Consider the following 24,242-nt stretch of genomic DNA (forward strand, 5'->3'; position numbering starts at 1 on the left):
ATGGTGAGGGGGTTAGAACCGTCGGCGGTGGAGGCGAGCCTCCACCGCTTCAGGGTCGTTCAGTCTGCCTATTCCTGCGCCGGAGAGTCCATCAGGCGGCGGGTCAGATAGGTGTATTCCAGCGCCAGACGGCGGGCCGTCTCCTGCAGGTTGGCCGCCGCGCCGTGGCCGCCGTCGACGTTCTCATAGAACAGGACCGGATAGCCCAGCTCTTCCAGACGCGCCGCCGCCTTGCGGGCGTGGCCCGGGTGGACGCGGTCGTCCTTGGTCGAGGTGTGGATGAAGACCTCCGGATAGGGCTGACCGGCGGCGAGGCGCTGGTAGGGCGAATACTGCTCGATCCAGGCGCGTTGCTCCGGGATGTCCGGGTTACCGTATTCGGCGATCCACGAGGCGCCGGCCAGCAGCTTGTGGAAGCGCAGCATGTCGAACAGCGGCACCTGGATGACGGCGCCGTTGATCAGGTCCGGGCGCTGGGTCAGCATGGCGCCCATGAAAAGGCCGCCCTGCGAGCCGCCCATGATGCCCAGGTGCGGCTGGCTGGTGATGTTGCGGGCTTGAAGGTCCAGGGCCACGGCCTGGAAGTCCTCGTGGGCGCGCTGGCGGTTCTGCTGCAGGGCCGCCTGGTGCCAGCGCGGTCCGAACTCGCCGCCGCCGCGGGTGTTGGCGACCACATAGACGCCGCCACGCTCCAGCCACAGCTTGCCGACCGTGGCCGAATAGCCGGGCAGCAGCGAGTTCTGGTAGCCGCCGTAGCCGTACAGCAGGGTCGGGTTCGATCCATCCATCGGCATGTCGCCCTTACGGACGACGAAGTAGGGGATCATGGTGCCGTCGGCGCTGCGGGCCTCGAACTGCTCGACCACCATGCCGGTGGCGTCGAACTTGGCGGGCAGGGACTTCACCACCTCGGCCTGGTTGGTCGAAGCGTCGGCCAGATAGAGGCTGGACGGGTTCAGATAGCCGGCGACGCTGACAAAGACCTGATCGTCGCGGTCCGAGGCGGAGCCGACGCCTACGGTCACGTTCTGCGGCAGGTTCAGGCGGGTGCGGGCCCATTCGCCGGACGGGTTGGGCTCATAGACATAGACCGAGCCGCGCACGTTTTCGTACAGGGCGACGACCAGCTTGTTGCGGGTGTTGGTGATGCCCTCGATGGCTTCGCGATCGGTCGGGCGGATGACCAGCTGGGCGCGGGTCGCCGGATTGGCTAGCCACTGCTCCAGGTTCCAGGCGATGACGTCGCCTGTCTTGAACTCCTGACCGGAGGGGGCGGTCCAGTCCTGATCGGTGGTGACGACCAACTGGCCGGCGACCAGGGCGTTGATGTTCGACTTGGCCGGCAGTTGCAGCTGGGTGGTCGTGCCGTCGGCGTTCAGGCGCCAGGTCTCGCCTTCGTAGAAGTTGATCCCCCGGTTGATCAGGGTCGCCTTCACCACACCGTCCACATCTCGCAGGGTGTAGGCGCTGACCGAGACGTCGGTCTGCTGGCCTTCGAAGATGACCGGGGCCTGGTCGAGCGCCTGGCCGCGACGCAGAAGGCGAACGGTGCGCGGATAGCCCGAGTCCGTCAGGGTGCCTTCACCGAAGTCGCGCGAGACCAGCAGGGTGTTCTCGTCGATCCAAGTGGCGCCGCCCTTGGACTCCGGCAGAACGAAGCCGCCGTCCACGAAGGTGCGGGTGGCGCGGTTGAATTCACGGACGGTCACCGCGTCCTTGCCACCATCCGACAGGCTGACCAGGCAGCGGGTCTCTTCCGGCGGCAGGCAGGTCACGCCTTTGTAGACCCAGTTCTTGCCCTCAGCGGCCGACAGGGCGTCGATGTCGAGGATGGTTTCCCACACCGGCTCGGCCGAGCGGTAGCTGTCCATCGTGGTGGTGCGCCAAATGCCGCGCACGTGGGTCGCGTCCTGCCAGAAATTGTCCAGCGTGCCGTCGTGGTTGAAGCCGACGCCCGGGATGCGGTCGCGCGATTGGACGATCTCCAGCGCCTGGGCGTGCAGTTGGGCGTAGCGGGGGTCGCCCTGCAGGACGCCCAGCGAATGCTCATTGTGGGCGCGGACCCATTCCATCGCCCGCTCGCCCTCGACCTCTTCCAGCCACAGATAGGGGTCGGTGGCGTCCGAGGTGGCGAAGCCCCCCGAGGTGTTGGCGGCGGCGGGTGCGGCGGTCTGGGCCATGGCGGCGCTCGAAAGGGCGGTGGAAGCGAGAAGCGCGGCGAGCGCGACGGAGCGGATCATATGGGAAGTCCCCCGTTACAAATTGCGCGGCACCTTATCCGGGGGCGGAAGGTCGGCAAGGCGTTGGGGGCAAAGGTTACGGCTTTGTCATGCGGCGCGGTGTCACGCGCCCTCGTCCGGAATGCACAGCACCTTGCCGCAGGCCTTGCAGTGGACGGCGTCCGGATCGTGCTTGCTGAGGCCGCAGGTCGGGCAGTCATGGCTGACCTTGTGCGGGCGGAAGATGGTCTGGGCCAGCCGCAGGAACAGGGTGATCCCCGTCAGCATGACGAAGATCGACAGCACCCGCCCCCAGTTTCCCGGCAGGGTGATGTCGCCGAAGCCGGTCGTCGTCAGGGTGGCGATGGTGAAATACAGGGCGTCCAGATAGCCGGTGATGCCCGGATGCTCGCCCCGGAAGCTGGTGTAGACGAAGCCGGTGACCACGAAGATGAAGGTCGTCAGCGAGGCGACGGCCTTGGTCACCTCCTCGACCCGGGTGTCGTCGTACTTGTGCCCGATGGTCCGCCAGAAAAAGTCGGAGTGCAGCAGGGTCCAGAGGCGCAGGAGGCGCAGGAAGCCCAGGTTGAACAGCCATTGGGGGAACAGAAGGGTCGCCAGCACGAACAGATCGACCCAGGTCGCGGGCTTCTTCAGCCAGTCCTTGATGTCGGTGTGGGCCAGCGCCCGCCCGGTCAGGTCCGCGATCAGGATCAGGGCGATGACGTAGTCGATCACATAGAAGACGATCCCGGCCTCGTGCAGGATCGGCGCGGCGAGGAAGAAGGCGATGATCGCGAAGTCGATGACGATGACCGCCAGCCGGAACTTCACCGCCAGCGGCGACGTGCCGTGATAGAGGTAGCGCAGCCGGACCCGCAGCCGCAGACCTTCGGCCCGCGCCGGCGGTTCGGGGAATTTCGGAGCCCTGTCCGCCTTGCGGGCGGCTTTTCCGACGGTCTTGCGAACAGGTGCGGCGCGAGTCATGGCCCAGCTTAACGCGGTTCTCTCGCGTGAGGTCCAGTGGCTCGCTATATGAGACAGGAAATGACCCGTACCTTCCTCAAGATGAACGGCGCCGGAAACGACTTCGTGGTCGTCAATGCGCTGGAGACGCCCTTCTCACCGACGGTCGAACAGGTGCGGGCCATCGCCGACCGTGAGACGGGCGAGGGCTGCGACCAGCTGATCGCCATCGAACCGAGCGAGAGCGCCGACGCCTTCATGCGCGTCTGGAACAATGATGGGACGATGGTCGAGACCTGCGGCAACGCCCTTCGCTGCGTCGGTTGGGTGCTGATGGAATCGTCCGGCAAGGACCGGGTGGTGATCGACACCGCCAGCGGTCCCACGGTGGCGACCCGCGCGGCGGGCGGTCAGGTGACGGTCGACATGGGCGCGCCCCGTCTGGTCTGGGATCAGGTGCCGCTGGCCGAGGAGATGGACACCCGCGGGATCGAATTGCAGGTCGGCCCCATCGACGCGCCCCTGCTGCACACGCCCGGCGCGGTCTCGATGGGCAATCCGCACGTGGTCTTCTTCGTCGGCGAGACGCCGGACGACGGCTTCGTGCGCGGCTCGGGCTCGCTGGTCGAGCATCACCCGCTGTTCCCCGAAGGGGTCAATGTCGGCTTCGTCCACGCCCTGTCGCCGGATCACATCCGGCTGCGGGTCTGGGAGCGCGGCGCGGGCCTGACCAAGGCCTGCGGAACCGGCGCCTGCGCGGCCCTGGTGGCTTCGGCCCGGCGCGGGGTCACCGGTCGTCACGCGACGGTGGATGTCGATGGCGGTCGCCTGCTGATCGACTGGGACGAGGCCTCGGACCACGTCCTGATGACCGGCCCGGTTGAGGTGGAACGGACGGGGCTGCTGTCGCTCTAGCGATGCCGCCGGGCGATTAGCGCCCAGACCGTCACCGCGATACAGGCTCCAAGGCCCAGCCAGCCGATCCAGTCCCAGATCCCGTCGCCCAGCAGGGCTCCGACCAGACCGATCAGCGACAGGATCGCGACCACGGCGGGCACGGCGAAGATGACCTTCAGGCCGTAGGGGCTGGTCTTCATTTGGCGCCCCGCTTCGCGGACCGATGCTTGACCCACCAGAGGTAAAGCCCGCTGCCCAGGACGATGACAGTGATCAGGTCCAGCAGCGCCCAGAGGATCTTCAGCGGTAGGCCGCCGTAGTCGCCGAAATGCAGCGGCTGGGACAGGGACAGGGTCTTCACATACCAAGGCGCGGGGGCCACCGCCGCCAGTTCGCCGGTGCGGGCGTCGATCAGGGCGGGCGTGGTCAAATGCTCGGTCAGCGGCGTGTCGCCGTGGAAGAAGACCGCATAGTGGTTGTCGGTCGAATAGGTCGAGCCGGGGAAGGCGACGAACTGCAGCGTCATCCCCGGCTGCGCCTGTTTCGCCCGCTCGACGGCGGCGTTGAGCGAGCTGCGCTCAGTCAGGCTGACCGGCGCGTCATAGGCCTGGGTCAGCTCCTTGAGGGCGTCGTCCTTCCAGTAGGCGATGATCGGCACGGCCAGGGTGTTGACCACCCCGGTCACGCCGACGACCAGCACCCAGGCCACGGTCACCACGCCCAGCAGGTTGTGATAGTCCAGCCAGCGGGTCCGCGCCGCCTTGCCCGCCCGCACCGTCCCGAACGGCAGACGGCGCATGAAGGGGGCGTAGAGCACGACACCCGACACCAGCGCCGCCACCAGCAGCAGCCCCATCGCGCCGAGGAACAGCATCCCCGCCAGCCCCAGGAACATGTCGGTGTGCAGCTGGAGAATGAACTCCATCACCGGGTGACCGGCGACCAGCGGCGCGGCTTCACCGGTGTACTGGTCGATGGGCTGGAAGCTGTATTTCCCGTCCGGGCCGGTCGGGTCGATGCTGGTGACGTTCACCACCGGCCGTTCCACGTCGAAGCTCATGAAGGCCGGAACCTCGCCTGGCTTGCGGGCGAGGGCCGTGTCCAGAACCTGGTCGAGGTTCAGCTTTTCCGCATCCGGAGCGACGGACGCGGTCTCCTCATGGCCGAGCAGGACGTGGTCCAGCTCATGCGTGAAGATGAGCGGAAGCCCCGTGATGCAGAGCATCAGCAGGAAAATGGTCGAGACGAGGCTCGACCATTTATGCACCCCGCTCCAGGCCCGGATCGTGCCCGGCTTCATCCGAACTAGAAGTCCGTCGAGATCGCGACGCGGAAGGTGCGCGGGGCGCCCAGCGTCAGATAGTTCGAGCCCGGATAGCCGCCGACGGCCACCCACTGGTCTTCATCGGCGATGTTTTCGACCCGTGCGCGAATCGTCAGCGGGCGCTCGCCCGCATCGAAATCATAGCGCACGCCCGCATCGAAGCGGGTCCAGCTGTCCAGTTCGACGGTGTTCAGGGCGTTGACCTGCTGCGAGCCGGTGTGGATCGCGCGGCCTTCCAGCGTCAGGCCGGCCACGGCGGGGACGTCCCATTCGACGTTGGCGTTGAGCTGGAATTCCGGCACGCCGATGGGGGTCTTGCCGGCCTCCGCGGCGGTCTGGGTGCGGGTGACCTCGGCGTCCAGCCAGGTCGCGCCGCCGATCAGGCGCAGGCCGTCGACCGGCTCGCCGTAGACGGTCAGTTCGACGCCCCGGTTCTCCTGCTCCGACCCGGCCGAATAGACGCGCGAGGCCGTGTCGAAATACTCGCTCGGGCGCGTCGTGCGGAAGACGCTCAGCGTGCCACCGAACGAGCCGGCGTCATACTTCACCCCGGCTTCGATCTGCTCGGAGGTGAAGGGCTCCAGCACTTCGCCGCGGTTCTCGACGACAGCGCCGTTGACGGTCTGCGGGGCGATCTTCCCGGGCTGCAGGGCCTCGGCGTAGTTGGCGTACAGCGAGATCTGGTCGGTCGGCTTGTATACCAGGGCGAAGACCGGCGTGACGGCGTCGCTGGCGTAGCCCGAGCCGTAGGAGCCGTCGATGTAGCTGTAGGAGCCGGTGGTGATCTCCTGATAGCGGGCTCCGACCGTGATCAGCAGACGGTCGTCGAGGAAGGACATCATGTCGGCCAGTGCGACGCTGGAGGTGCGCGAGCGCTCGGTGATCTGCGGATCGTTGAAGTCGCCCGAGGTGCTGACGTTCGCGGGAGGCGCGATCACGACGGGGTTGTCCAGCGTGCCGACGGCGAAGCCGCCGAAATTGCCGGCCCAGGCATTCCGCGACTTCAGCTGGACGTGCGAGGCCGAGGCGACCAGCCGGTGCCGGACCGGGCCGGTGTTCAGGTCGGCGCGCACGCCGATATCGCCCGACCAGACGGTGTCTTCACGGACGTTATCGAACCGGTTGGCGCTGAGCACGCCCGAGGCGGTCACGCCGGGGTTGGCCAGAACGTTCTCTTCCTTGCCGCTGCGACCGCCGAAGGCCGCCCAGACGGTGACCTCATCCGTCAGGTCGAACTCGCCGCGCACGGCGCCGAAGAGCTGCTCTTCGTCAGTGTAGGTCCAGGGCTGGCCGAAATTGCTGTCCGCCGAGGGGGCGGCGGGCACGGCGCCGGACGGTGTCACCTGCGGACGCGGCGCGTTCAGACGGTGGTTCTGCCAACCGAAATCAGCCGAGAAGCGGGCGCGGTCGCCACGGTGGTCGAGACCCAGGCCGACGACCTGCAACTCGCTGTTCTGGGCGTCGATCTCGCCCTCGCCGTCGCGGGCGACGACGTTCAGGCGGCCGCCCCACTCGTTGTTCGCACCGAAGCGGCGCGAGAAGTCGCCGGCGGCGTACAGGGCCTCGCCGCCGTCCCAGCCGAGGGTCAGGCGGTTCAGATCGATGTCGCTCGCGCGCTTGGGCGTCAAGTTGAAGGCGCCGCCGACGCCCGAGCCGCCGGGCGCGGCGCCGTTCAGGAAGGCCGATGCGCCGCGGAAGACCTCAACCCGCTCAACCAGCTCCGCCGCAACGAACTGGCGCGGCAGGACCCCGTACAGGCCGTTCCAGGTCATGTCGTCCGAGTACACCGGGAAGCCGCGGATGATGTACAGCTCCTGGAAATTGCCGAAGCCCTTGGAGACGCGGACGGTCGGGTCGTTCTGCAGCACGTCGCCGACGCTGACAGCCTGCTGGTTGCGAACCAGGGCCTCGGTGAAGGCGGTGCTGGAGAAGGGGGTGTCCATCACGTCCATCGAACCGAACAGGCCGACGCGGCCGCCGGTGGCGACTTGGCCGCCAGCATAGGCCGGGGCCTGACGAACCTGCGAACCGGTGACCACCACCTCGCCGAGGTCGGTGGTCTGGGCGTCCTGCGCGAAGGCGGGCGCGGCCGTCAGGGCGGCGGCGGTGGAGAGCATGAGGAGGGAGCGGAGGGTCACGGTATCGCCTTGGGGGAGGGCTGTATTGAGAACGGGTCGCACTATCAGCGAGGCTGGGCGGTTACAACCTTGGCCGTGGGCGTTTGACGGCTGTCCTGACGCCGCAGGGCGGGAAACCGCGCAAACCGGCGGGGTGCTGTCACATTTTCCGGACACCCTGGCGCGACAGGCCGAGGCAAAGCCCGTTCTGGCGGGGCTGGGCCTTCCCTCGCGTCAGCGGTTGTCCCGCCCGGCCCCGCGCACTAGGAAAAGGATCAACTGAAGACGCGCGAACGCGCGACCGGAAACGCCGAGAGCCATGCCCGACCTGACAGACAAACAGACCTTCTCCGATCAGGACGCGCTGGACTTTCACCGCTATCCCGCTCCGGGCAAGATCTCGATGGCCCCGATCAAGCCGATGGCGACCCAGCGCGACCTGTCGCTGGCCTATTCGCCGGGCGTGGCCGTGCCGGTGCTGGCGATCGCGCAGGACGCCGACAAGGCCTACGATTACACCTCCAAGGGCAATATGGTCGCTGTCATCTCGAACGGCACCGCGATCCTGGGCCTCGGCAACCTCGGTCACATGGCGTCCAAGCCGGTGATGGAGGGCAAGTCAGTACTGTTCAAACGCTTCGCCGATGTCGACAGCTTCGACGTCGAGGTGAAGACCACCGATCCGGACGAGTTCGTCACCGTGGTGAAGAACATCGGCGACACCTGGGGCGGCATCAATCTGGAGGACATCAAGTCCCCGGAATGCTTCGAGATCGAAAGCCAGCTGCAGGACCTGCTGGATATCCCGGTCTTCCATGACGACCAGCACGGCACGGCCATCATCTCGACCGCCGGCCTGATCAACGCCGCCCACGTCGCGGGCAAGAAGCTGGAAGACCTGAAGGTCGTTCTGGCGGGCGCCGGCGCGGCCGGTCTGTCATCCATCGGCCTGATGAAGGCGGCGGGCGTCCGGCACGAGAACACCGTCATCGTCGACCGTGACGGCGTCGTCTATCGCGGTCGCGGCGACGTGGACCAGTGGAAAGCGGCTCACGCCACCGACACACCCCTGCGGACACTGGAAGAGGCCATGGTCGGCGCCGACGTGGTCATCGGCCTGTCGGCCAAGGGCGCGATCACCAAGCAAATGGTGGCCACCATGGCCCCCAATCCGATCATCTTCGCCATGGCCAATCCGGACCCGGAGATCACGCCGGAAGACGTGCAGTCGGTGCGCTCGGACGCGATCATCGCCACGGGCCGGTCGGACTATCCGAACCAGGTCAACAATGTGCTGGCCTTCCCCTATCTGTTCCGCGGCGCCCTGGACGTGCGCGCCCGCCGGGTGAACCACGAGATGAAGGTCGCCTGCGCCGAGGCGCTGGCCGCCCTGGCCCGTGAGGACGTGCCGGACGAGGTCGCCGCCGCCTATCGCGGCCGCAAGCTGAAGTTCGGGCCGGACTACATCATTCCGTCGCCGTTCGATCCGCGCCTGATCTGGTTCATCCCGCCCTTCGTCGCCAAGGCCGCCATGGACAGCGGCGTGGCCCGCACGCCGATCGAGGACATGGACGCCTACCGCATCTCGCTGCGCCAGCGTCTCGATCCGTCCGCCGCCCTGATGCAGAACATCTCGGGCGCCGTCCGTTCGGCCCCGAACAAGCGCATCGTCTTCGCCGAGGGCGAGGAGACCGCCGTCATCCGCGCCGCCTGGGGCTTCAAACAGGCCGAACTGGGCACGCCGATCCTGATCGGCCGCGAGGACCTGATCCGCAAGAACGCCGCCGAGGCCGGTCTGAATTTCGATGAAATGGACATCGAGATCGTCAACGCCCGGGTGTCGGAGCGGAACGTCGAATACACCGACTGGCTCTATGACAAGCTGCAGCGCCGGGGCTATCTGCGCCGCGACGTCCAGCGGATGATCAACCAGGACCGCAACTACTTCGCCGCCACCATGTGCGCGCGCGGTCAGGCGGACGCCATGGTCACCGGCGTGACCCGCAACTTCAACATGGTGCTGAAGGAAGTCCGTCGCGTCCTGGATGTGAAGGAGCGGATGATCGGCCTGTCGATCCTGTTGGCGCGGGGCCGGACCCTGTTCGTCGCCGACACCTCGATCCACGAACTGCCTAACGCCGAGGAACTGGCCGAGATCGCCATCCAGGCGGCGGCGACGGTGCGCAAGCTGGGCAAGACCCCGCGGGTGGCCTTCCTGTCCTACTCGACCTTCGGCAACCCGCCGGGCGAGCGTGGCGAGAAGGTGCGCGAGGCGATCCGCATCCTCGACGCCAAGGGCGTGGACTTCGAGTACGAGGGCGAGATGCCGCCGGAGCTGGCGCTGGAGCCGGACCTGCGCGGCGCCTATCCGTTCATGCGCCTGACCGGCCACGCCAATGTGCTGGTCATGCCGGCCATTCATTCAGCGGCCATCTCGACCCGTCTGGTCCAGTCGCTGGGCGGCGCGACCGTGATCGGCCCGCTGCTGGTGGGTCTGGAGAAGTCGGTTCAGATCGTTTCGCTGGGCGCCTCGGTCAGTGAGATCATCACCGCCGCCACCTTCGCCGCCTACGAAGACGGCGCGGCGGACGAGGGCTGAGGCTGAAGGCGGCTGGGGCTCAAGCCCCGGCCTCCGCGGCCAGCTTGCGGCGTTCGAACGCGCCGCGCACCCATTCCGCGATGCAGAAGATGACCGCCAGCAGGCCCAGCCAGGCGGCAATGGCGAACATCGGCGCGTAGCCCTGAGCGTCGATCAGTTCGCCCAGCGCCCCCCGGCCCAGTGTGCCGATCAGCAGGGCCAGCGAGATGAAGACGGCGAATTGCACCGCGCCGAAGGTCCGGTTCGACAGCGCCGACAGATAGGCGACGAAGGCCGCGCCCGCGAAGCCGCCGGCGACGTTCTCGCCCGCGATGGCCAGCATCAGCCGAGCCAGCGGCTCGCCGATGTGGAAGGCGCCGAACAGGTCATACAGGTGCGTCGCCCGCATGAAACCGCCGATGACCGGGGCGCCCAGCGCCAGATCCATCATCAGCAGGTTGGTGGCGGCGGACAGGATGGCGCCGATCAGCAGGCTCCACATCCGGCCAATGATCAGCAGGGCCCAGCCGCCCAGCGCGATGCCGACGATGGTCATGACCACGCCGAAGGTCTTGGACGCCAAAGCCACCTCTGCCTTGGTGTGCCCCAGCGCCCCGCCGGTGTCGCCCATGTAGAAGGGGAAGGCGAAGGGGCCCCAGACGCCGTCGGTGATACGGTAGGTCAGGATCAGGCCCAGCACGATCAGCGCGCCCCAGCCCAGACGGCCCATCAGCTCGACCAGCGGGGCCAGGATGGCGTCGTACAGGGTGTCGGCGAAGCGGGTCGGGGCGGCGACCTCGGCGGCGTTGGGCGCGCGGCCCTTCCAGACGATCAGACCCGCCAGCGCGGCGGGCAGGATGACGGTCGCGCCGACGATCCAGGGACCCCAGTTGGCGGTGAACTCGCCCGCGCTGGGCGCCGGAGAGGTGGTCAGGGCGGTGACCATGAAGTTGACCAGCATGTAGGCGGCCCAGCCCCAGGCCAGCAGGGTGGCGGTCAGGATCGCCAGCCGCATCCGGGGCGAACCCTTCCGCTCACGGGCGACCGCGGCTTGCGATGAGGGCTCGGGTTCCGGCGCGATCAGGGTGCCGATGACGCCCACGCCCATCAGCAGGGCGCCGACCACGAAGACGCCGGACCAGCCGATGGCCGTCGCCAGCAGCAGGGCGCCCGCGCCCCCGGTCAGGGCGGCGGTGCGATAGCCGAGCTGGTAGATGGTCGACAGCAGGTCGATGGGGGTCTTCTCGTCGGCCACCTCGATCCGCCAGGCGTCGATGACGATGTCCTGCGTCGCGAAGGCGAAGGCGCCCAGCGCCGCCCCCATGGCCAGCGGTCCCAGCACGCCCGTTCCCGGGTGCGACAGGGCCACCAGCGCCAGGGCGACGGCGATGATGATCTGCAGGATCAGCAGCCAGCTGCGCCGCCGTCCGAACCGCTGGCCGATCACCGGCGGGGTCCAACTGACCGCCGGCGACCACAGGAAGCGGAAGGCGCCGAACAGGCCGATCCAGCTCAGGATGCCGATGGTGGCGACCGGAATGTCCTCCTCCGTCAGCCAGGCGTTGAGGGTGCCGATCAGCATGGCGAAGGGCAAGCCTGCCGAGAAACCCAACAGCAGCATGGCCAGGGTCCGACGCTCGCGGAAGGCAGCCTTCAGGACGCCCAGGCCCTTGGGGGCGGGGCGAAGGTCGGCGACCTCGCTGGCGGGCGTCTGGCTGTCGGTCATGGGCGCGTCTCCGGACGCCACCCGGCGCCTCTCAAATCAGACGGCGACCTTGGCGCGGACTTCGCGGTTCGTCCAGCGGGAGAGGGCGGCGCGCATCGCCTCCAGCTCCAGCGGTTTGACCAGATGGTCGTCCATGCCCGCTTCCAGACAGGCCTTGCGGTCCTCGGCGAAGGCGTTGGCGGTCAAGGCCACGATTGGGGTGCGGTCGCCGCGCGCACGCAACTCGCGCGACGCCGTCGGGCCGTCCATGCCGGGCATCCGCATGTCCATGAAGACCAGGTCGTATCGGGCGCGCTTCATGGCGTCGAGCGCCTCGTCGCCGCTGGCGGCGGTCTCGACGGCGCAGCCCTCGCGCTTCAGCAGGGTGGAGGCCAGCAGGGCGCCGACAGGGTTGTCCTCGACCAGCAGGACGCGGGTGCCCGAGAAGCGGCCCGGCAGGACGCGATCATCGTCGGCGGGAAGGACGGCGGGACCGCCGGGGCGTTCCGATGGGGCGCCGACAGCGGCCAGCACCCGCTCCGCGAGGGAGGCGCGGCGCAGGGGCTTGATCAGATAGCCGTGGAAGCCGGCGCTGCGATAGCGGGCGATCAGGTCGCGTTCGGACGGCTTCAGCAGCACGATGGCGCGGCTGTCTTCGGGGCGCGCGGCCAGTCCGACCGGATTCAGACGCGCGGCATGGTCGATCAGGACCACCGGGGCGCCGTCCACCACGGTCCCGCCCGAGGCGTCGATCTGGGCGGCGGCGGTGTCCCGCACGAAGGGATCAAGGCTGATGATGGTGACGGCCTGTCCGGCCAGGGGGCGACCGCGCTCGGGGTTCGGGGCGGCGGTGAAGGCGGCCTCGAAGCGGAAACGGGCCCCGCGGCCGCCTGGGCGGTCGGCGACCGAGACAACGCCGTCCATGGCGGCGGCCAGCTTGCGCACCACGGCGAGGCCCAGACCGGCGCCGCCGAAGCGGCTGGCGTCGCTGGCGTCGACGTGGCCGAACTCCTCGAAGATGCGCGCTCGCGCCTCGACCGGGACACCGGGGCCGGTGTCGTCGATGATGAAGGCCAGACGCGGCGCGTCATCGGTCCCGCCCGCGCGCTCAACCGCGATGCGGACCCCGCCCTCGGCGGTGAATTTCACGGCGTTGCCCGCGAGGTTGAACAGCACCTGACGCAGGCGGCCTTCATCGGCCAGCACGTCCGGGGCGTCGGCGGCGACCGACCAGGCGATCTCAAGGCCGCGCTCATGGGCGCGAGGGCTGAGCAGTTCGGCCACGCCGCGCACCAGCGCTTCCAGATCGACGGGGGCGGAATCGAACTCCAGCTTGCCCGCTTCCAGCCGGGCGTAGTCCAGCAGGTCGTTGACCAGACCCAGCAGATGCTCGGCGGACGACCGCGCGGCCTCGGCGTAGGCGCGCTGGGCGCCGTCCAGCCTGGTCCGGGACAGCAGGCCCAGCATGCCGATCACCCCGTTCAGGGGCGTTCGCATCTCGTGGCTCATCAGGCGAAGGAACTGCTGCTCGGCGGACCCGGTCGGGGCCATGTCAGGGGCTGGCTGTTCGGTCCGTCGCCGGGGCATGTCGGGGTCTCCTCGAAGACACCGTGAACTCAAGACGTTAAGAGATCACCACGCGGGCGTGACGGTCTCGTGAGGAGCGGGGGAGCCGGCGCGGCGGGCCTCGAAGGCGTCATTGGCCTCGGCGGTCGAGCGCCGATAGATCAGGGCCTCGGCGATGTGGCGGCGCAGGACGCCGTCGCAGCCGTCCAGATCGGCGATGGTGCGGGCCAGCCGGAGGGTGCGGGTCCAGCCGCGCGCGGTCAGGCCGCCCATCTGACCCGCCTTCATCAGCAGCGCCTTGCCGGGCTCGTCCGGGGTGGCGAAGCGATCCAGCAGTTCGCCGGAGACGCGGGCGTTGACCGCCTGATCCTGCGCCGTCTCCGGGTCGATCCCGGCGGCGTGCAGGCGCGCGTTCTGCATCTGGCGGGCGGTCAGGACGCGGGCGGCGGCCTCCGCCGTGCCTTCAGCGGGCGGCGGCAGGGCCATGTCGGCGGCGGTGACTGGCGGCGTCTCCACCGTCAGGTCGATGCGGTCGAACATCGGGCCGGAGATGCGGTTGCGGTAGTCGCGCTGGCATCTCGGGGCCTTGCCGCAAGCGCCCTTGCCGCCGCCGCCGAGCCCGCAACGGCAGGGGTTCATCGCCGCGACCAGCTGGAACCGGGCCGGATAGCGGACGTGGGCATTGGCGCGGGCGACGATGATCTCGCCCGTCTCCAGCGGCTGACGGAGGGAATCGAGGGCCTGGGCGCTGTATTCCGGGAGTTCATCCAGGAAGAGCACGCCGTTGTGCGCGAGTGAGGCCTCGCCCGGCTTGGCGCGCAGGCCGCCGCCGGTCAGGGCCGCCATGGAGGCGGAGTGGTGCGGGGCGCGGAAGGGGCGGTCGCGGGTCAGGGCGCCGCGCTCGATCAGCCCGGCCACCGACCAGACCATGGAGGTCTCCAGCAGCTCCTTGGGCGTCAGGGGCGGGAGCAGGCCGGGCAGGCGCGCCGCCATCATCGACTTGCCCGAGCCCGGCGGGCCGACGAAGAGCAGGTTGTGACCGCCCGCGGCGGCGATCTCCAGCGCCCGCTTGGCGCTTTCCTGTCCCTTGACCTCGCGCAGGTCTGGGACGCGGTCCCCGGCTCGCATGGCGCCGGGTTCGGGACGGCGGAGGACCTGCGACCCCTTGAAGTGGTTGACCAGGGCGATCAGGGAGCGGGGCGCCAGAACGGCAACGTCGCCGGCCCAGGCCGCCTCTGGCCCATTGGCCTCCGGGCAGATCAGGCCGAGGCCCATGGCGTCGGCGGCGACCGCGGCGGGCAGGGTTCCGCCCACCGGCGCGATCCGCCCATCCAGCCCCAGCTCGCCCACGGCGGCCCAGCCGTTCAGGGCGTCGGGCGGGACGACCCCCATTGAGGCCAGCAGGGCCAGGGCGATGGGCAGGTCGAAATGGTTGCCCTCCTTGCGCAGGTCCGCCGGGGCGAGGTTGGCTATGATCCGCATCGACGGCAGGGCTAGGCCGATGCCGGCGAAGGCGCCGCGCACCCGCTCCCGGCTCTCGGCCACCGCCTTGTCGGCGAGGCCGACGATGGTGAAGCTGCCCTCGGTGGAGTGCAGCTGGGACACCTGCACGTCCACCCGCCGGGCGTCGACGCCTTCAAACGCGACCGTGACGACACTGGCGTGCATCCCGCCCTCCCGCTATCCGGGAGAGAACGAAACACGAACTTGCAACCATTGCAAGAGCGACGTTATCCGCCGCGCCTGGCCTCGATGGCGTCCCACATCAGGGCGGCGGCGTTGACACCTGTGAAGCGGAGCAGCTGCTGGGCGCCGGTGGGGGAGGTGACGTTGATCTCGGTCAGATAATCGCCGATCACATCGATGCCGACGAAGATCAGGCCGCGTTCCTTGAGCGTCGGGCCGATGGCCTTGCAGATCTCGAGGTCGCGCGCGGTCAGCTCGACCGGCTGGGCCGTGCCGCCGACGCGCAGGTTGGAGCGGACCTGATCCTTGGCCGGGACGCGGTTGATGGCGCCGACCGGCTCGCCGTCGATCAGGATGATGCGCTTGTCGCCCTTGGACACCGCCGGAATGAACTTCTGGATCACGAGCGGGTCGCGCGAGCCCATGGCGTGGATCTCGACCAAGGCGTCGAGGTTGGGGTCGTCGGCCTTGAGCCGGACCACGCCGGAGCCGGCGGCGCCGTGCAGGGGCTTGAGCACGACCTCGCCATGGCGGCGGTGGAAGTCGCCCAGGGCAATCGGGTCGGAGCTGATCAGGGTCGGCGGGGTCAGGCCGGGGAATTTCGTGACCAGCAGCTTCTCGGGCGCCGAGCGGACCTCGGCCGGATCGTTGACCACCAGCGTCTTCGGATGGACCGTCTCGAGCAGATAGGTGGCGGTGACATAGGCCATGTCGAAGGGCGGGTCCTGACGCATCAGGATGACGTCGACATCCCTCGACAGGTCCAGTTTGACCTCTTCGCCGAAGGCCACGTGGTCGCCGACCACCTGCTTCAGGGTCACCGGGCGGGCGCGGCAGTAGAGGACGCCGTCCTCCAGCGCCAGGGTGCGGAAGTCATAGACCCAGATCGGATAGCCCCGGTTCTGGGCCTCCACGGCTTGCAGCCAGGTGGTGTCGGACTCGATATTGACCCCTTCGATAGGGTCCATCTGGATGGCTACGCGCATGGGGATCCGGGGCTTTCGGCTTGGGTCGTCGGGCTTAGGTAAGGTCGGGGAGGCGGAAAGCCTAGCCGCAACGGCGATCTTCTTCCCGGGCCCTATGCCTTGGGCCCTAAGCCCTTTTCAGTTCAGCTGCAGGCGGACCCGATCCACCGACAGCCGGCGGCGGACCTCGCCCGGATCGTCCAGCGTGCGGGCGCGGGAGAGGGCCTCCAGCGCCCCGGCCAGGACGCCCTGTTTCTCGCGGGCGGCGGCGACGTCCAGCCAGGGGCGGTGGTCCTCGGGGTCGAGCAGGGCGCGGCGCAGGGCCGAGCGTTCGGCGCTCTCGAAGTCCTGGGCCTTGATGGCGCGGATGAAGAGCAGGTTCTGCAGCCGGATCAGGGCCTGCCGGTCGCTGACCGGGGCCATCAGCACGTCGAGGCGGTCGGCGACGTGGGGCGTCAGCCCGGCCCGCAGCGCTCGCCGGGTCAGCTCCGACGGCATGACCAGACGGCCCTGGCTGAAGGGGTCCAGCGCCACCGGCCCCTCGGGCGTCTCGACCCGCAACAGGAAGTGGCCGGGAAAGTCAACGCCTTGCGCCTTCACCCCGCCACGCCGGGCGGCGTCGAGGTAGAAGACCGCCAGCGCCGCCGACAGGCCCCGGCGGCGCTCGGCCACGTCGATGACGTCGGTGTTGCCGACGTGGTCGTAGTGGATCAGGTCCCCGTTCAGCCGCAGATCACCGGCCATGGTCTCGGCCAGGGCGTCGTCAGGGCCCTCGCCCGCGATCCGCTCGGCGATGCGCTCGCCGGCGGCGGCCGCCAGCACCCGGACCGGCTCGGCGTCACGGAAGGGGTAGTCATGAATAGCGCAGGCGATGGCGGCCTCGAGCAGCGGGAAGCCGTCATCCTCGGCCAGTCCGGCCTCTGTCAGACAGGTTTCCGCCTCTTCGCGCGTCACGACCGCCCCCGGTTCATGCCGGGACGATGGCGCGGAAACCGGCCGGGAGCCAGCGCCACAATATCGATCCGCAACAGATGTCCGGCCAAGCTGGGTCTTTGGCGCAACACCGCCTGACCGGCCGAGAGGAGCCGTTCATACTGGTCTGAACGGAGAGCCTGGAGCGCCTGTTCCATCGTGGTGCGGCGCTTGACCTCGATGACGGCGAGGGTGCGGCCCCGGCGGGCAAGGATGTCGATCTCCCCGGCCCGGGTCTTCAGGCGGAAGCCGAGGATCTGATAGCCCTTGAGCATCAGCAGGGCGGCGGCCAGCCATTCGGAGCGGTGACCAGCCCTGTGAGAGGACTTGCCGAGACTGACGCGCCAGCCGCGCGGCGTCTTCACGACCTTCGGCGCCCTGAGGCGGTCCGAGGGTCGCTTCCGGGTCACCGGCCCTGCAACTCCAGGGCCCTCTTGTAGAGCGGCTTGCGGGGCATGTTCAGCGCCTTTGACACCTCCGCCGCCGCCTCGCCGGGCGGGAGGCGGGTCAGGGCCTCGGTCAGGGCGGCGTCGGCGTCGGCCTCGGAGGCGACCTCGACCTCGCCGGGTCCGACGACGATGACGATCTCGCCCTTGGGCGACTGGCAGCGGGGATCGACGGCCAGTTCGGCCAGCGAGCCGCGCACGCACTCTTCATAGAGCTTGGTCAGTTCGCGGGCGACGGCGGCCGGGCGGGGGCCGAGGACGGCGGCCATGTCGGCCAGACTGTCGGCGAGACGCGGGCCGCTTTCGAAGAAGACGAGCGTCTGGCGGGCGGTGCGCAGTTCCTCCAGCGCGGTGCGGCGGGCGCCCGATTTGGGCGGCAGGAAGCCGGCGAAGGTAACCCGGTCGGCGGGCAGGCCGGCGATGCACAGGGCGGCCAGCAGGCTGGAGGCGCCGGGGATCGGATGGACCGGCAGGCCTTCGGCGAGGACGGCGCGGGCGACGACGAAGCCGGGATCCGAGATCATCGGGGTGCCGGCGTCGGAGACCAGGGCGACGACGGCGCCGTCGCGCAGGCGTTCGAGGGCCAGTTCGGCGGCGCGTTCGGACGCGTGGTCGTCGCAGCGCTCCAGCCTCGCCTTGAGGCCATAGGCCGACAGCAGCTTGGCGGTGACGCGAGTGTCCTCGGCCAGGACGAGGTCGGCGGCGGCCAGCACGTCGAGCGCGCGCAGCGTCATGTCGCGCAGGTTCCCGATGGGCGTGGCCACCAGATAAAGGCCGGGCGCGACGGTGCGCGCGGGTGGGGCAGTCGGCGGGAAGACGGACGGATCAGGCATCGGCTGGACCGTGCCTGACAGGCTTGGCCCTGTCAGGGGAAAAATGCCGGAAAGCCGTTTGCGCGAGGCATTCGGTGCGGGCGGTGAAATGTGCACTCGAAAAAATGGAGTGCACAAAGTGCACATTTTCGCCTGAGGCGGGGTGTGCGGGCGGCGACTCAACCGGTGGGGCGACGATGTCAAAGACCGGAGCACAGTCTGGCATGCCGATGCGTCAAATTTGGACGTAGGAGCCTAAGTCCCTCTCCCGATGAGAGAGGGGAAACTGTTCAGGTCAGCAACGCCTTCAGCACCGCGTCCAGCAAGGGGCGACCGGTGGCGGTGGCGGCGATGCGGTTGTCGTTCAGCCTGAGGAAGCCGTCGGACAGGAGGTCGGCGAGGCGGCCTTGGTCCGGCGTCAGGTCTAGGGCGGCGAGGTCGGAGAGGCTGACGCCTTCGACGGTGCGCAGGCCGAGCAGGAGGCGTTCCTCGGCGGCGTCGAGCGGGGATTGGCCGTCGCGCTCGCTCCACGGGGCGCCGGTGGCGACGCCGGAGATGTAGTCAACGATGGAGCGGTGGGCGACGGTGGCGGTGCGGACGCCGTCGAGGGTCAGGCGGCCGTGGGAGCCGGGGCCGACGCCGAGATAGTCGCCGCCACGCCAGACATGCAGGTTGTGGCTGGAGCGGGCGGCCTCGCCCCGGGCGTGGTTGGAGACCTCATAGGCGTCGAAGCCGGCGGCCTGGAGCACGGCCTGCGTCGTTTCATAGAGTTCGGCGGCGAGGTCCTCGTCGGGCGGGATCAGGGTCCCGCGCGCGAAGGCGCGGCCGAAGGCGGTGGTGGGCTCGATGGTCAGTTGATAGGGCGAGACGTGCTCGAAGCCGAGGTCGAGCGCCTCGGACAGTTCGGCGCGCCAGTCGGCGAGGGTCTGGCCGGGGCGGGCGTAGATCAGGTCGATGGACAGGCGGGGGAAGGCGCGGGCGGCGACGGCCACGGCGCGGCGGGCCTCGTCGGCGGAATGGTTGCGGCCCAGCGCCTTCAGCGAGGCGTCATCCAGCGCCTGTACCCCCATGGACAGGCGGTTGATGCCGGCGTCGGCGAGGGCGGCGAAGCGGTTGGCCTCGGCGTCCGTCGGGTTGGCCTCCAGCGTGATCTCGATGGGGCCGTGCGGGCTGTAGAGGGTGCGGGCACGGTCGATGATGCGGGCGACGGCGGCGGGGTCCATCAGCGAGGGGGTGCCGCCGCCGAAGAAGATGGAGGCCAGACGGCGCGGGCCGGTCAGGGCCGCCTGCGCCTCCATGTCGGTGAGGATGGCCTCGACGAGTGACGCCTGTTCCTCGGTCCGGCCCCGATCACGCACGACGTTGAAGTCGCAATAGGGGCAGATCTGGGCGCAGTAGGGCCAGTGGACGTAGAGGGCGACGTCGCTGCCGGGGTCACGGACTGGCGAGTGGCGAGTGGCGAGTGGCGAGGGGGGCGGTGTCGAAGTTTTCATTCCGCCTCAGAAGGCGACCTAGAGACGAGCAGCGATGCCGGGTCCTTTACACGGTTTGGCGCATCAACACTCGCCACTCGCCACTCGCCACTCGCCACTCGCCACTCGTCACTCAAGCCTCACTCCATCAACGCCGCCCGCAGCTTCTCGAACGCCCGCGCGCGGTGGCTGAGGGCGTCCTTCACGGCGGGGTCGAGCTCGCCGAAGGTCTGGGTCTGGCCTTCGGGGATGAAGATGGGGTCGTAGCCGAAGCCCTTGTCGCCGCGCGGGGGGAAGGTGAGCAGGCCGTGGACCTGACCCTCGACCACCACGGCGGGACCGTTGGGCCAAGCGACGGCGAGGGCTGAGGTGAACCAGGCGCGGCGATCATCAGAGCCGATTTCCTCGAGACGTTCTTCCACCTTGCGCATGGCGAAGGCGAAATCCTTGTCCGGACCGGCCCAGCGGGCGGAGAAAATGCCCGGCGCGCCGTCGAGGGCCGCGACCGACAGGCCGGAGTCGTCGGCGATGGCCACCTCGCCCGACAGATCCGCCGCGTGGCGGGCCTTGAGCAGGGCGTTGCCGACGAACGTGGTCTCGGTCTCGTCGGGTTCGGGGAGATTCAGGCTGCCCGCTGTGACGACCTCGTAATGTCCGCGGAGAAGGGCGGTGATCTCCGGAACCTTGCCGGGATTGTGGGTGGCCGCGACGATGCGCATCCCTTTGACAAGCTTCAACATTTTCACCTCAGCCAACGTTGTAATGATTCATTGCACAAGTTTAATATCGTTAAACGATATGTAACATGACTTCCACCGGTGCACGTCCTATCTATTATCTCAAGAACGGACGCCGCGACGTTCTCCGATCCAAGCCAAACCGGCAAGATCGATGCAGCGGGACAACGAACGAGGGGTGAAAACATCCCCTCACTCAGGACTGACGGAGAACGACAATGAACACCATGAGCGCTTCCTACTTCATCGAAAAGGTCGGCCACGGCGTGCTGAACACCTTCCTGCTCGCGGCCATGCCGACCGCCTTCATCGCGACCCTGGTCCAGTTCTTCTGATCCCTGATCAGGGAGCTTTGACGATCGGTATGACAAACGCGATTAATAAGACCGCGCGTGGGTTCGCCGGACCCCGCGCGGCGATCGCGCCCCGAGTTCCGGCCTGAGACAAGGCCGTCCCATGCGAGTCCCGAAGACGCCAGCCCTCGGGTTCCGCCTGCCGACCCTGCGGACGCCGCCCCTGCCGGGGCTGGGCGCCGGGTCGATGACCAGACTTCTCGGCGTTGCGCTGCGCGTCGCCTTCTGGGTTCTGGCCCTGGCCACCCTGGCCGCCATTCTCGCCTTCATCTTTCTGGCCTTTGTGCCGCTCGGGTCGATGGACCTGACCGTGACCGCCGGCGACGGCGGCACCCGCGTGCCCGTGCCGCGCGCCTATCTGCTGTTCGGCTTGGGCGCCTTCGTCGCCTATCTGGGCGGCTTCGCCCTGATCCTGCTGCATCTGCGCGCCATCGTTTACAGCCTGCGCATCGGCGACCCCTTCCAGCCCGCCAACGTCAGCCGTCTGAAGCAGATCGGCCTGACCCTGGCCACGGTGACCGGGGGCGCCTGGGTGGGTCAGACCCTGGTCTCGCGTCTGGTGCGCGGCGCGCTGGAGCCGCCCGGCCTGTTCGATCTGGCGACCCCGGCCTTCTCGGTGCTGGTCGTGTTCGTGCTGGCCGAGGTTTTCCGCGAAGGCGCCCGCCTGCGCCGTGAATCCGAATTGACCATTTAATGTTGGCGCGCGTCCAAAAGGCTCCGCCTTTTCGACCCGGCGCGCGCCGGGTAGAGAGTTTCCATGGCCATCCGCGTCCAGCTTGACCGCATCCTCGTCGAACGGCGCATGTCGCTGACCGAGCTCGCCGACCGTGTCGGCGTGACCCTGGCCAATCTGTCGATCCTGAAGACCGGCAAGGCGCGGGCGATCCGCTTCACGACGCTGGACGCCCTGTGCCGCGAGCTGAACTGCCAGCCGGGCGACCTGCTGGTCTGGACGCCGGGGCCGCAGGAGACCGGGTCCGACGAGGACCTGGACGGGACCGCGCCCGGATCCGCATGAGCCGCCGGTCGGACCTGACGCCGGAAGACCGTCGCATCTGGGCCCGCGTCACGGGCTCGGTGAAGGAGAAGGTCGTCAGGAAGGCGCTGCGGGTCACGCCCGGCGCGGCCGAGGTCGATCCGGCCGCCGTTCCAGCCGCCAAACCCTCGGGCAAGGCGCCGCCGAAATTCATCAGGCCGCCGAAGCCCACGCCGATGGTCGTTGCCCCGCCCGCGCCGACGCCCGCGCGCAGTCGGGGGACGCCGGAGGAGCTGGAGCCGCGCCGCAAGCGCCGGCTGTCGCGCGAGCGCGATCCGATCGAGGCGAAGATCGACCTGCACGGCTATGGCCGCTTCCAGGCCCAGGACGCCCTGACCGCCTTCCTGATGGGAGCGCAGGCGCGCGGCTATCGCTCGGTGCTGGTGGTGACGGGACAGGGCCGTCGCGGCGGCACCGGCATCATCCGCGCCTCGGTGCACGAATGGCTGCAGGCGCCGGGACTACGCACCGTGGTCTCAGGCTTCGCCCCCGCCGCCCGCCATCACGGCGGCGACGGGGCGCTGTATGTGACGATCCGGCGGAGTTAGACCAGCGTCAGCCCGGCCTGTTCCGCCAGGGTCTCCAGCTTGACCATGGGACGGGGGCCCCAGTGGGCGATGACTTCGGAGGCGGCGAGGGAGCCGAGCTTGCCGGCCTCTTCCAGCGACAGGCCGCGGGCGAGGCCCAGCAGCAGGCCGGCGGCGTACTGGTCGCCGGCGCCGGTGGTGTCGATGACCTTGTCGACCGGGAAGGCCGCGACGGCGACGCGCTGGTCGCCCGAGAGGATGACCGAGCCCTCGGCGCCGCGCGTGACAGCGGCGATCTCAACAATTGACGCCAGACGGGCGGCGGCGGCGTCGAAGTCCTCGGTCTCGAACAGGGCGGTCAGTTCGGCTTCGTTGGCGAGCACGATGTCGGCCGAGGCCTCGATGAAGGCCAGGAGTTCGGCGCGCCAGCGGTGGACGACGAAGCTGTCGGACAGGGTGATGGCGACCTTGCGACCGGCGGCGTGGGCGGCGGCGGCGGCGGCCTCGAAAGCGGCGCGGGCCGGGGCCGGGTCGAACAGATAGCCTTCCAGATAGACGATGGCCGAGGCGCCGATCAGGTCGGCGTCGATATCTTCGAGGGTCAGCTGGTTGGCGGCGCCCAGGAAGGTGCACATGGTGCGCTGGCCGTCCGGGGTGACGTTGATCATACAGACGCCGGTGGCCAGGCCCTGCGCGGCGCCGTCCTTGAGCGGGGCGGTGTCGAAGTGGACGCCGACCGCCTGGATGTCGTGGGTGAAGACTCCGCCCAGCTGATCGTCGGCGACCTTGCCGATATAGGCCGCGCGACCGCCGAAGCTGCCGACGCCCGCCACGGTGTTGCCCGCCGACCCGCCCGAGGCCTCGACGCCCGGCGCCATGGCGGCATAGAGGGTGCCGCTCTGGTGGGCGTCGACCAGCTGCATCGAGCCGGCGACAAGACCCTGCGTCTCAAGGAAGGCTGGCTCGCAGGGGGCCAGGACGTCGACGATGGCGTTGCCGACGGCGATGACGTCGTAGGTGGGGGCGTTCTGGGTCATGGGCGCCCTGTAGCGACATCGCGGCCCGCGCGGAAGCATGGATGTTTGTTCACTTGCCGGACGGGCGGTCCGGGTGTGACCTCCGCCGATCAGGGAGGGCGTGATGATCGCACTGTTTGGACTGCTGGCCGGGCTCGCGCAGGGACCGTCTCTGGACGGGACGCGGGTCCATGAGGACCGGGCCTGCTACACCATCAGCATGAACCGGGGCGGGGTCGAGACGCCGATGGGCGTGACCTGGCAGACCATCGAGCGGACTGTCGTCGATGGGCGGCCGGTGCTGCGGGTGGTGGTGCATCAGAGGGTCGGGGGCGGGGCCTTCGACATGCGAGACACGTTCCTGCTGGACGCCGGAACCCTGAGGCCGATCCAGCTGGAGAACGACCGCAAGGGCGAGCGGCATGTGACGCTGACATATGGTGCGGATGCGGTGACCGGCGAGCGCGTCGAGGACGGCGCCGTGCATGAGGTGGACGTCGCCCTGCCCGGACCGGTGTGGGAGGGCAATCTGTTCGGCGTGACCTTCGCCGCCCTGCCGCTGCGCGCGGGCGCAACGTTCGAGGTGCCCTTCTATCAGTACGACAAGGGGCTGGGCGCCTTCAACGTGCGGGTCACGGGCGAGGAGGCGGTGACGACGCCGGAGGGGCCGGTGGACGCCTGGGTGCTGGACGTCACCGCGGGCGGGGAGGGGCCGCCGCTGACCTATCTGATCGCCAAGACGGGCGGGCGTGAGCTGGGCTATCGCTCGGCGCGGGGCGGGCAGACCCTCGGCGGCGACTGTTCGCCGCTGATGACGGCTTCCAACGGCTGACAATTTCGGCTTTTGA

The 24,242-nt window shown here is 69.0% G+C and carries 21 protein-coding genes; 6 read left to right on the forward strand and 15 right to left on the reverse strand.

Annotated elements, in window-relative coordinates; all coding sequences use genetic code 11:
- Positions 1-68 precede the first annotated feature (68 nt).
- Both ACTIEF_RS02130 and ACTIEF_RS02135 read right to left on the reverse strand, forming a co-directional pair.
- Entirely contained in the window at positions 69-2,240 is a 2,172-nt protein-coding gene (locus ACTIEF_RS02130) for a prolyl oligopeptidase family serine peptidase (RefSeq protein ID WP_439470535.1), read from the reverse strand.
- A gap of 102 nt (positions 2,241-2,342) precedes the next feature.
- Positions 2,343-3,206: a potassium channel family protein gene (locus tag ACTIEF_RS02135; RefSeq protein ID WP_439470536.1), complete on the reverse strand. Its 864-nt coding sequence runs from the start codon at positions 3,204-3,206 to the stop codon at positions 2,343-2,345.
- A 60-nt stretch (positions 3,207-3,266) separates the two neighbouring features.
- On the opposite strand from ACTIEF_RS02135, the gene dapF reads away from it, so the two are divergent.
- A complete protein-coding gene (gene dapF, locus ACTIEF_RS02140) occupies positions 3,267-4,100 on the forward strand; it encodes a diaminopimelate epimerase (RefSeq protein WP_439470537.1) in 834 nt (277 codons plus the stop codon).
- Here dapF and ACTIEF_RS02145 read toward each other — a convergent pair.
- From ACTIEF_RS02145 to ACTIEF_RS02155, 3 genes are read right to left on the reverse strand one after another with little or no spacing between them, the layout of a single operon-like run.
- Positions 4,097-4,282, reverse strand: coding sequence for a hypothetical protein (locus tag ACTIEF_RS02145; protein ID WP_439470538.1), 186 nt, complete (start codon positions 4,280-4,282; stop codon positions 4,097-4,099). The two genes, dapF and ACTIEF_RS02145, sit on opposite strands and share 4 nt — an antisense overlap.
- The gene (locus tag ACTIEF_RS02150; protein WP_439470539.1) at positions 4,279-5,478 is read right to left on the reverse strand and encodes a PepSY-associated TM helix domain-containing protein; all 1,200 of its coding nucleotides are present in this window, start codon (positions 5,476-5,478) and stop codon (positions 4,279-4,281) included. Before ACTIEF_RS02150 ends, ACTIEF_RS02145 begins: the two co-directional genes overlap by 4 nt.
- The gene (locus ACTIEF_RS02155) at positions 5,388-7,544 is read right to left on the reverse strand and encodes a TonB-dependent receptor (protein WP_439470540.1); all 2,157 of its coding nucleotides are present in this window, start codon (positions 7,542-7,544) and stop codon (positions 5,388-5,390) included. Before ACTIEF_RS02155 ends, ACTIEF_RS02150 begins: the two co-directional genes overlap by 91 nt.
- A 298-nt stretch (positions 7,545-7,842) precedes the next feature.
- Between ACTIEF_RS02155 and ACTIEF_RS02160 the strand changes: the two genes are divergently transcribed.
- Positions 7,843-10,122 (forward strand): NADP-dependent malic enzyme, encoded by a 2,280-nt coding sequence (locus ACTIEF_RS02160; protein WP_439470541.1) that lies wholly within the window; start codon positions 7,843-7,845, stop codon positions 10,120-10,122.
- Positions 10,123-10,141: 19 nt separating this feature from the next.
- Here the strand turns inward: ACTIEF_RS02160 and ACTIEF_RS02165 are convergent, their stop codons facing one another.
- From ACTIEF_RS02165 to rdgB, 9 genes are all read right to left on the reverse strand, one after another.
- On the reverse strand, positions 10,142-11,827 hold the full coding sequence (locus ACTIEF_RS02165; RefSeq protein WP_439470542.1) for an AmpG family muropeptide MFS transporter: 1,686 nt from the start codon (positions 11,825-11,827) through the stop codon (positions 10,142-10,144).
- A gap of 36 nt (positions 11,828-11,863) precedes the next feature.
- On the reverse strand, positions 11,864-13,393 hold the full coding sequence (locus tag ACTIEF_RS02170; RefSeq protein WP_439470543.1) for a response regulator: 1,530 nt from the start codon (positions 13,391-13,393) through the stop codon (positions 11,864-11,866).
- A gap of 45 nt (positions 13,394-13,438) precedes the next feature.
- On the reverse strand, positions 13,439-15,040 hold the full coding sequence (locus ACTIEF_RS02175) for a YifB family Mg chelatase-like AAA ATPase (protein ID WP_439470544.1): 1,602 nt from the start codon (positions 15,038-15,040) through the stop codon (positions 13,439-13,441).
- 62 nt (positions 15,041-15,102) lie between these two features.
- Positions 15,103-16,044, reverse strand: a complete 942-nt coding sequence (gene gshB / locus ACTIEF_RS02180) for a glutathione synthase (protein ID WP_439470545.1) — start codon at positions 16,042-16,044, stop codon at positions 15,103-15,105.
- 117 nt (positions 16,045-16,161) lie between these two features.
- A complete protein-coding gene (locus ACTIEF_RS02185) occupies positions 16,162-16,977 on the reverse strand; it encodes a SirB1 family protein (protein WP_439470546.1) in 816 nt (271 codons plus the stop codon).
- A complete protein-coding gene (locus ACTIEF_RS02190; protein WP_439470547.1) occupies positions 16,974-17,360 on the reverse strand; it encodes a YraN family protein in 387 nt (128 codons plus the stop codon). Before ACTIEF_RS02190 ends, ACTIEF_RS02185 begins: the two co-directional genes overlap by 4 nt.
- 41 nt (positions 17,361-17,401) lie before the next feature.
- Entirely contained in the window at positions 17,402-18,274 is an 873-nt protein-coding gene (rsmI, locus tag ACTIEF_RS02195; RefSeq protein ID WP_439470548.1) for a 16S rRNA (cytidine(1402)-2'-O)-methyltransferase, read from the reverse strand.
- A gap of 269 nt (positions 18,275-18,543) precedes the next feature.
- A complete protein-coding gene (gene hemW / locus ACTIEF_RS02200; protein WP_439470549.1) occupies positions 18,544-19,746 on the reverse strand; it encodes a radical SAM family heme chaperone HemW in 1,203 nt (400 codons plus the stop codon).
- 119 nt (positions 19,747-19,865) lie between these two features.
- Entirely contained in the window at positions 19,866-20,465 is a 600-nt protein-coding gene (gene rdgB, locus ACTIEF_RS02205; protein WP_439470550.1) for an RdgB/HAM1 family non-canonical purine NTP pyrophosphatase, read from the reverse strand.
- A gap of 453 nt (positions 20,466-20,918) precedes the next feature.
- Between rdgB and ACTIEF_RS02210 the strand changes: the two genes are divergently transcribed.
- The 3 genes from ACTIEF_RS02210 to ACTIEF_RS02220 all read left to right on the forward strand — a co-directional run bounded on the left by ACTIEF_RS02210 (position 20,919) and on the right by ACTIEF_RS02220 (position 22,399).
- A complete protein-coding gene (locus ACTIEF_RS02210; protein ID WP_439470551.1) occupies positions 20,919-21,509 on the forward strand; it encodes a DUF2975 domain-containing protein in 591 nt (196 codons plus the stop codon).
- Between the two features lie 63 nt (positions 21,510-21,572).
- The gene (locus ACTIEF_RS02215) at positions 21,573-21,833 is read left to right on the forward strand and encodes a helix-turn-helix domain-containing protein (RefSeq protein ID WP_439470552.1); all 261 of its coding nucleotides are present in this window, start codon (positions 21,573-21,575) and stop codon (positions 21,831-21,833) included.
- Positions 21,830-22,399, forward strand: a complete 570-nt coding sequence (locus ACTIEF_RS02220; protein WP_439470553.1) for a Smr/MutS family protein — start codon at positions 21,830-21,832, stop codon at positions 22,397-22,399. Before ACTIEF_RS02215 ends, ACTIEF_RS02220 begins: the two co-directional genes overlap by 4 nt.
- Here ACTIEF_RS02220 and ACTIEF_RS02225 read toward each other — a convergent pair.
- Positions 22,396-23,415, reverse strand: a complete 1,020-nt coding sequence (locus ACTIEF_RS02225; RefSeq protein ID WP_439470554.1) for an adenosine kinase — start codon at positions 23,413-23,415, stop codon at positions 22,396-22,398. The genes ACTIEF_RS02220 and ACTIEF_RS02225 overlap by 4 nt on opposite strands.
- 103 nt (positions 23,416-23,518) lie before the next feature.
- Between ACTIEF_RS02225 and ACTIEF_RS02230 the strand changes: the two genes are divergently transcribed.
- Complete coding sequence (locus ACTIEF_RS02230) at positions 23,519-24,226, forward strand: DUF3108 domain-containing protein (RefSeq protein WP_439470555.1); 708 nt, start codon at positions 23,519-23,521, stop codon at positions 24,224-24,226.
- Positions 24,227-24,242: the final 16 nt, after the last annotated feature.

The organism is Brevundimonas sp. (genome assembly GCF_051858995.1).
Lineage (GTDB): Bacteria > Pseudomonadota > Alphaproteobacteria > Caulobacterales > Caulobacteraceae > Brevundimonas.

Coding starts and splice junctions, on each gene's coding strand:
- ACTIEF_RS02130 (WP_439470535.1), bottom strand. CDS start 2,240: ATGATCCGCTCCGTCGCGCTCGCCGCGCTTCTCGCTTCCACCGCCCTT.
- ACTIEF_RS02135 (WP_439470536.1), bottom strand. CDS start 3,206: ATGACTCGCGCCGCACCTGTTCGCAAGACCGTCGGAAAAGCCGCCCGC.
- dapF (WP_439470537.1), top strand. CDS start 3,267: ATGACCCGTACCTTCCTCAAGATGAACGGCGCCGGAAACGACTTCGTG.
- ACTIEF_RS02145 (WP_439470538.1), bottom strand. CDS start 4,282: ATGAAGACCAGCCCCTACGGCCTGAAGGTCATCTTCGCCGTGCCCGCC.
- ACTIEF_RS02160 (WP_439470541.1), top strand. CDS start 7,843: ATGCCCGACCTGACAGACAAACAGACCTTCTCCGATCAGGACGCGCTG.
- ACTIEF_RS02165 (WP_439470542.1), bottom strand. CDS start 11,827: ATGACCGACAGCCAGACGCCCGCCAGCGAGGTCGCCGACCTTCGCCCC.
- ACTIEF_RS02170 (WP_439470543.1), bottom strand. CDS start 13,393: ATGCCCCGGCGACGGACCGAACAGCCAGCCCCTGACATGGCCCCGACC.
- ACTIEF_RS02175 (WP_439470544.1), bottom strand. CDS start 15,040: ATGCACGCCAGTGTCGTCACGGTCGCGTTTGAAGGCGTCGACGCCCGG.
- gshB (WP_439470545.1), bottom strand. CDS start 16,044: ATGCGCGTAGCCATCCAGATGGACCCTATCGAAGGGGTCAATATCGAG.
- rsmI (WP_439470548.1), bottom strand. CDS start 18,274: ATGCCTGATCCGTCCGTCTTCCCGCCGACTGCCCCACCCGCGCGCACC.
- hemW (WP_439470549.1), bottom strand. CDS start 19,746: ATGAAAACTTCGACACCGCCCCCCTCGCCACTCGCCACTCGCCACTCG.
- rdgB (WP_439470550.1), bottom strand. CDS start 20,465: ATGTTGAAGCTTGTCAAAGGGATGCGCATCGTCGCGGCCACCCACAAT.
- ACTIEF_RS02210 (WP_439470551.1), top strand. CDS start 20,919: ATGCGAGTCCCGAAGACGCCAGCCCTCGGGTTCCGCCTGCCGACCCTG.
- ACTIEF_RS02215 (WP_439470552.1), top strand. CDS start 21,573: ATGGCCATCCGCGTCCAGCTTGACCGCATCCTCGTCGAACGGCGCATG.
- ACTIEF_RS02220 (WP_439470553.1), top strand. CDS start 21,830: ATGAGCCGCCGGTCGGACCTGACGCCGGAAGACCGTCGCATCTGGGCC.
- ACTIEF_RS02225 (WP_439470554.1), bottom strand. CDS start 23,415: ATGACCCAGAACGCCCCCACCTACGACGTCATCGCCGTCGGCAACGCC.
- ACTIEF_RS02230 (WP_439470555.1), top strand. CDS start 23,519: ATGATCGCACTGTTTGGACTGCTGGCCGGGCTCGCGCAGGGACCGTCT.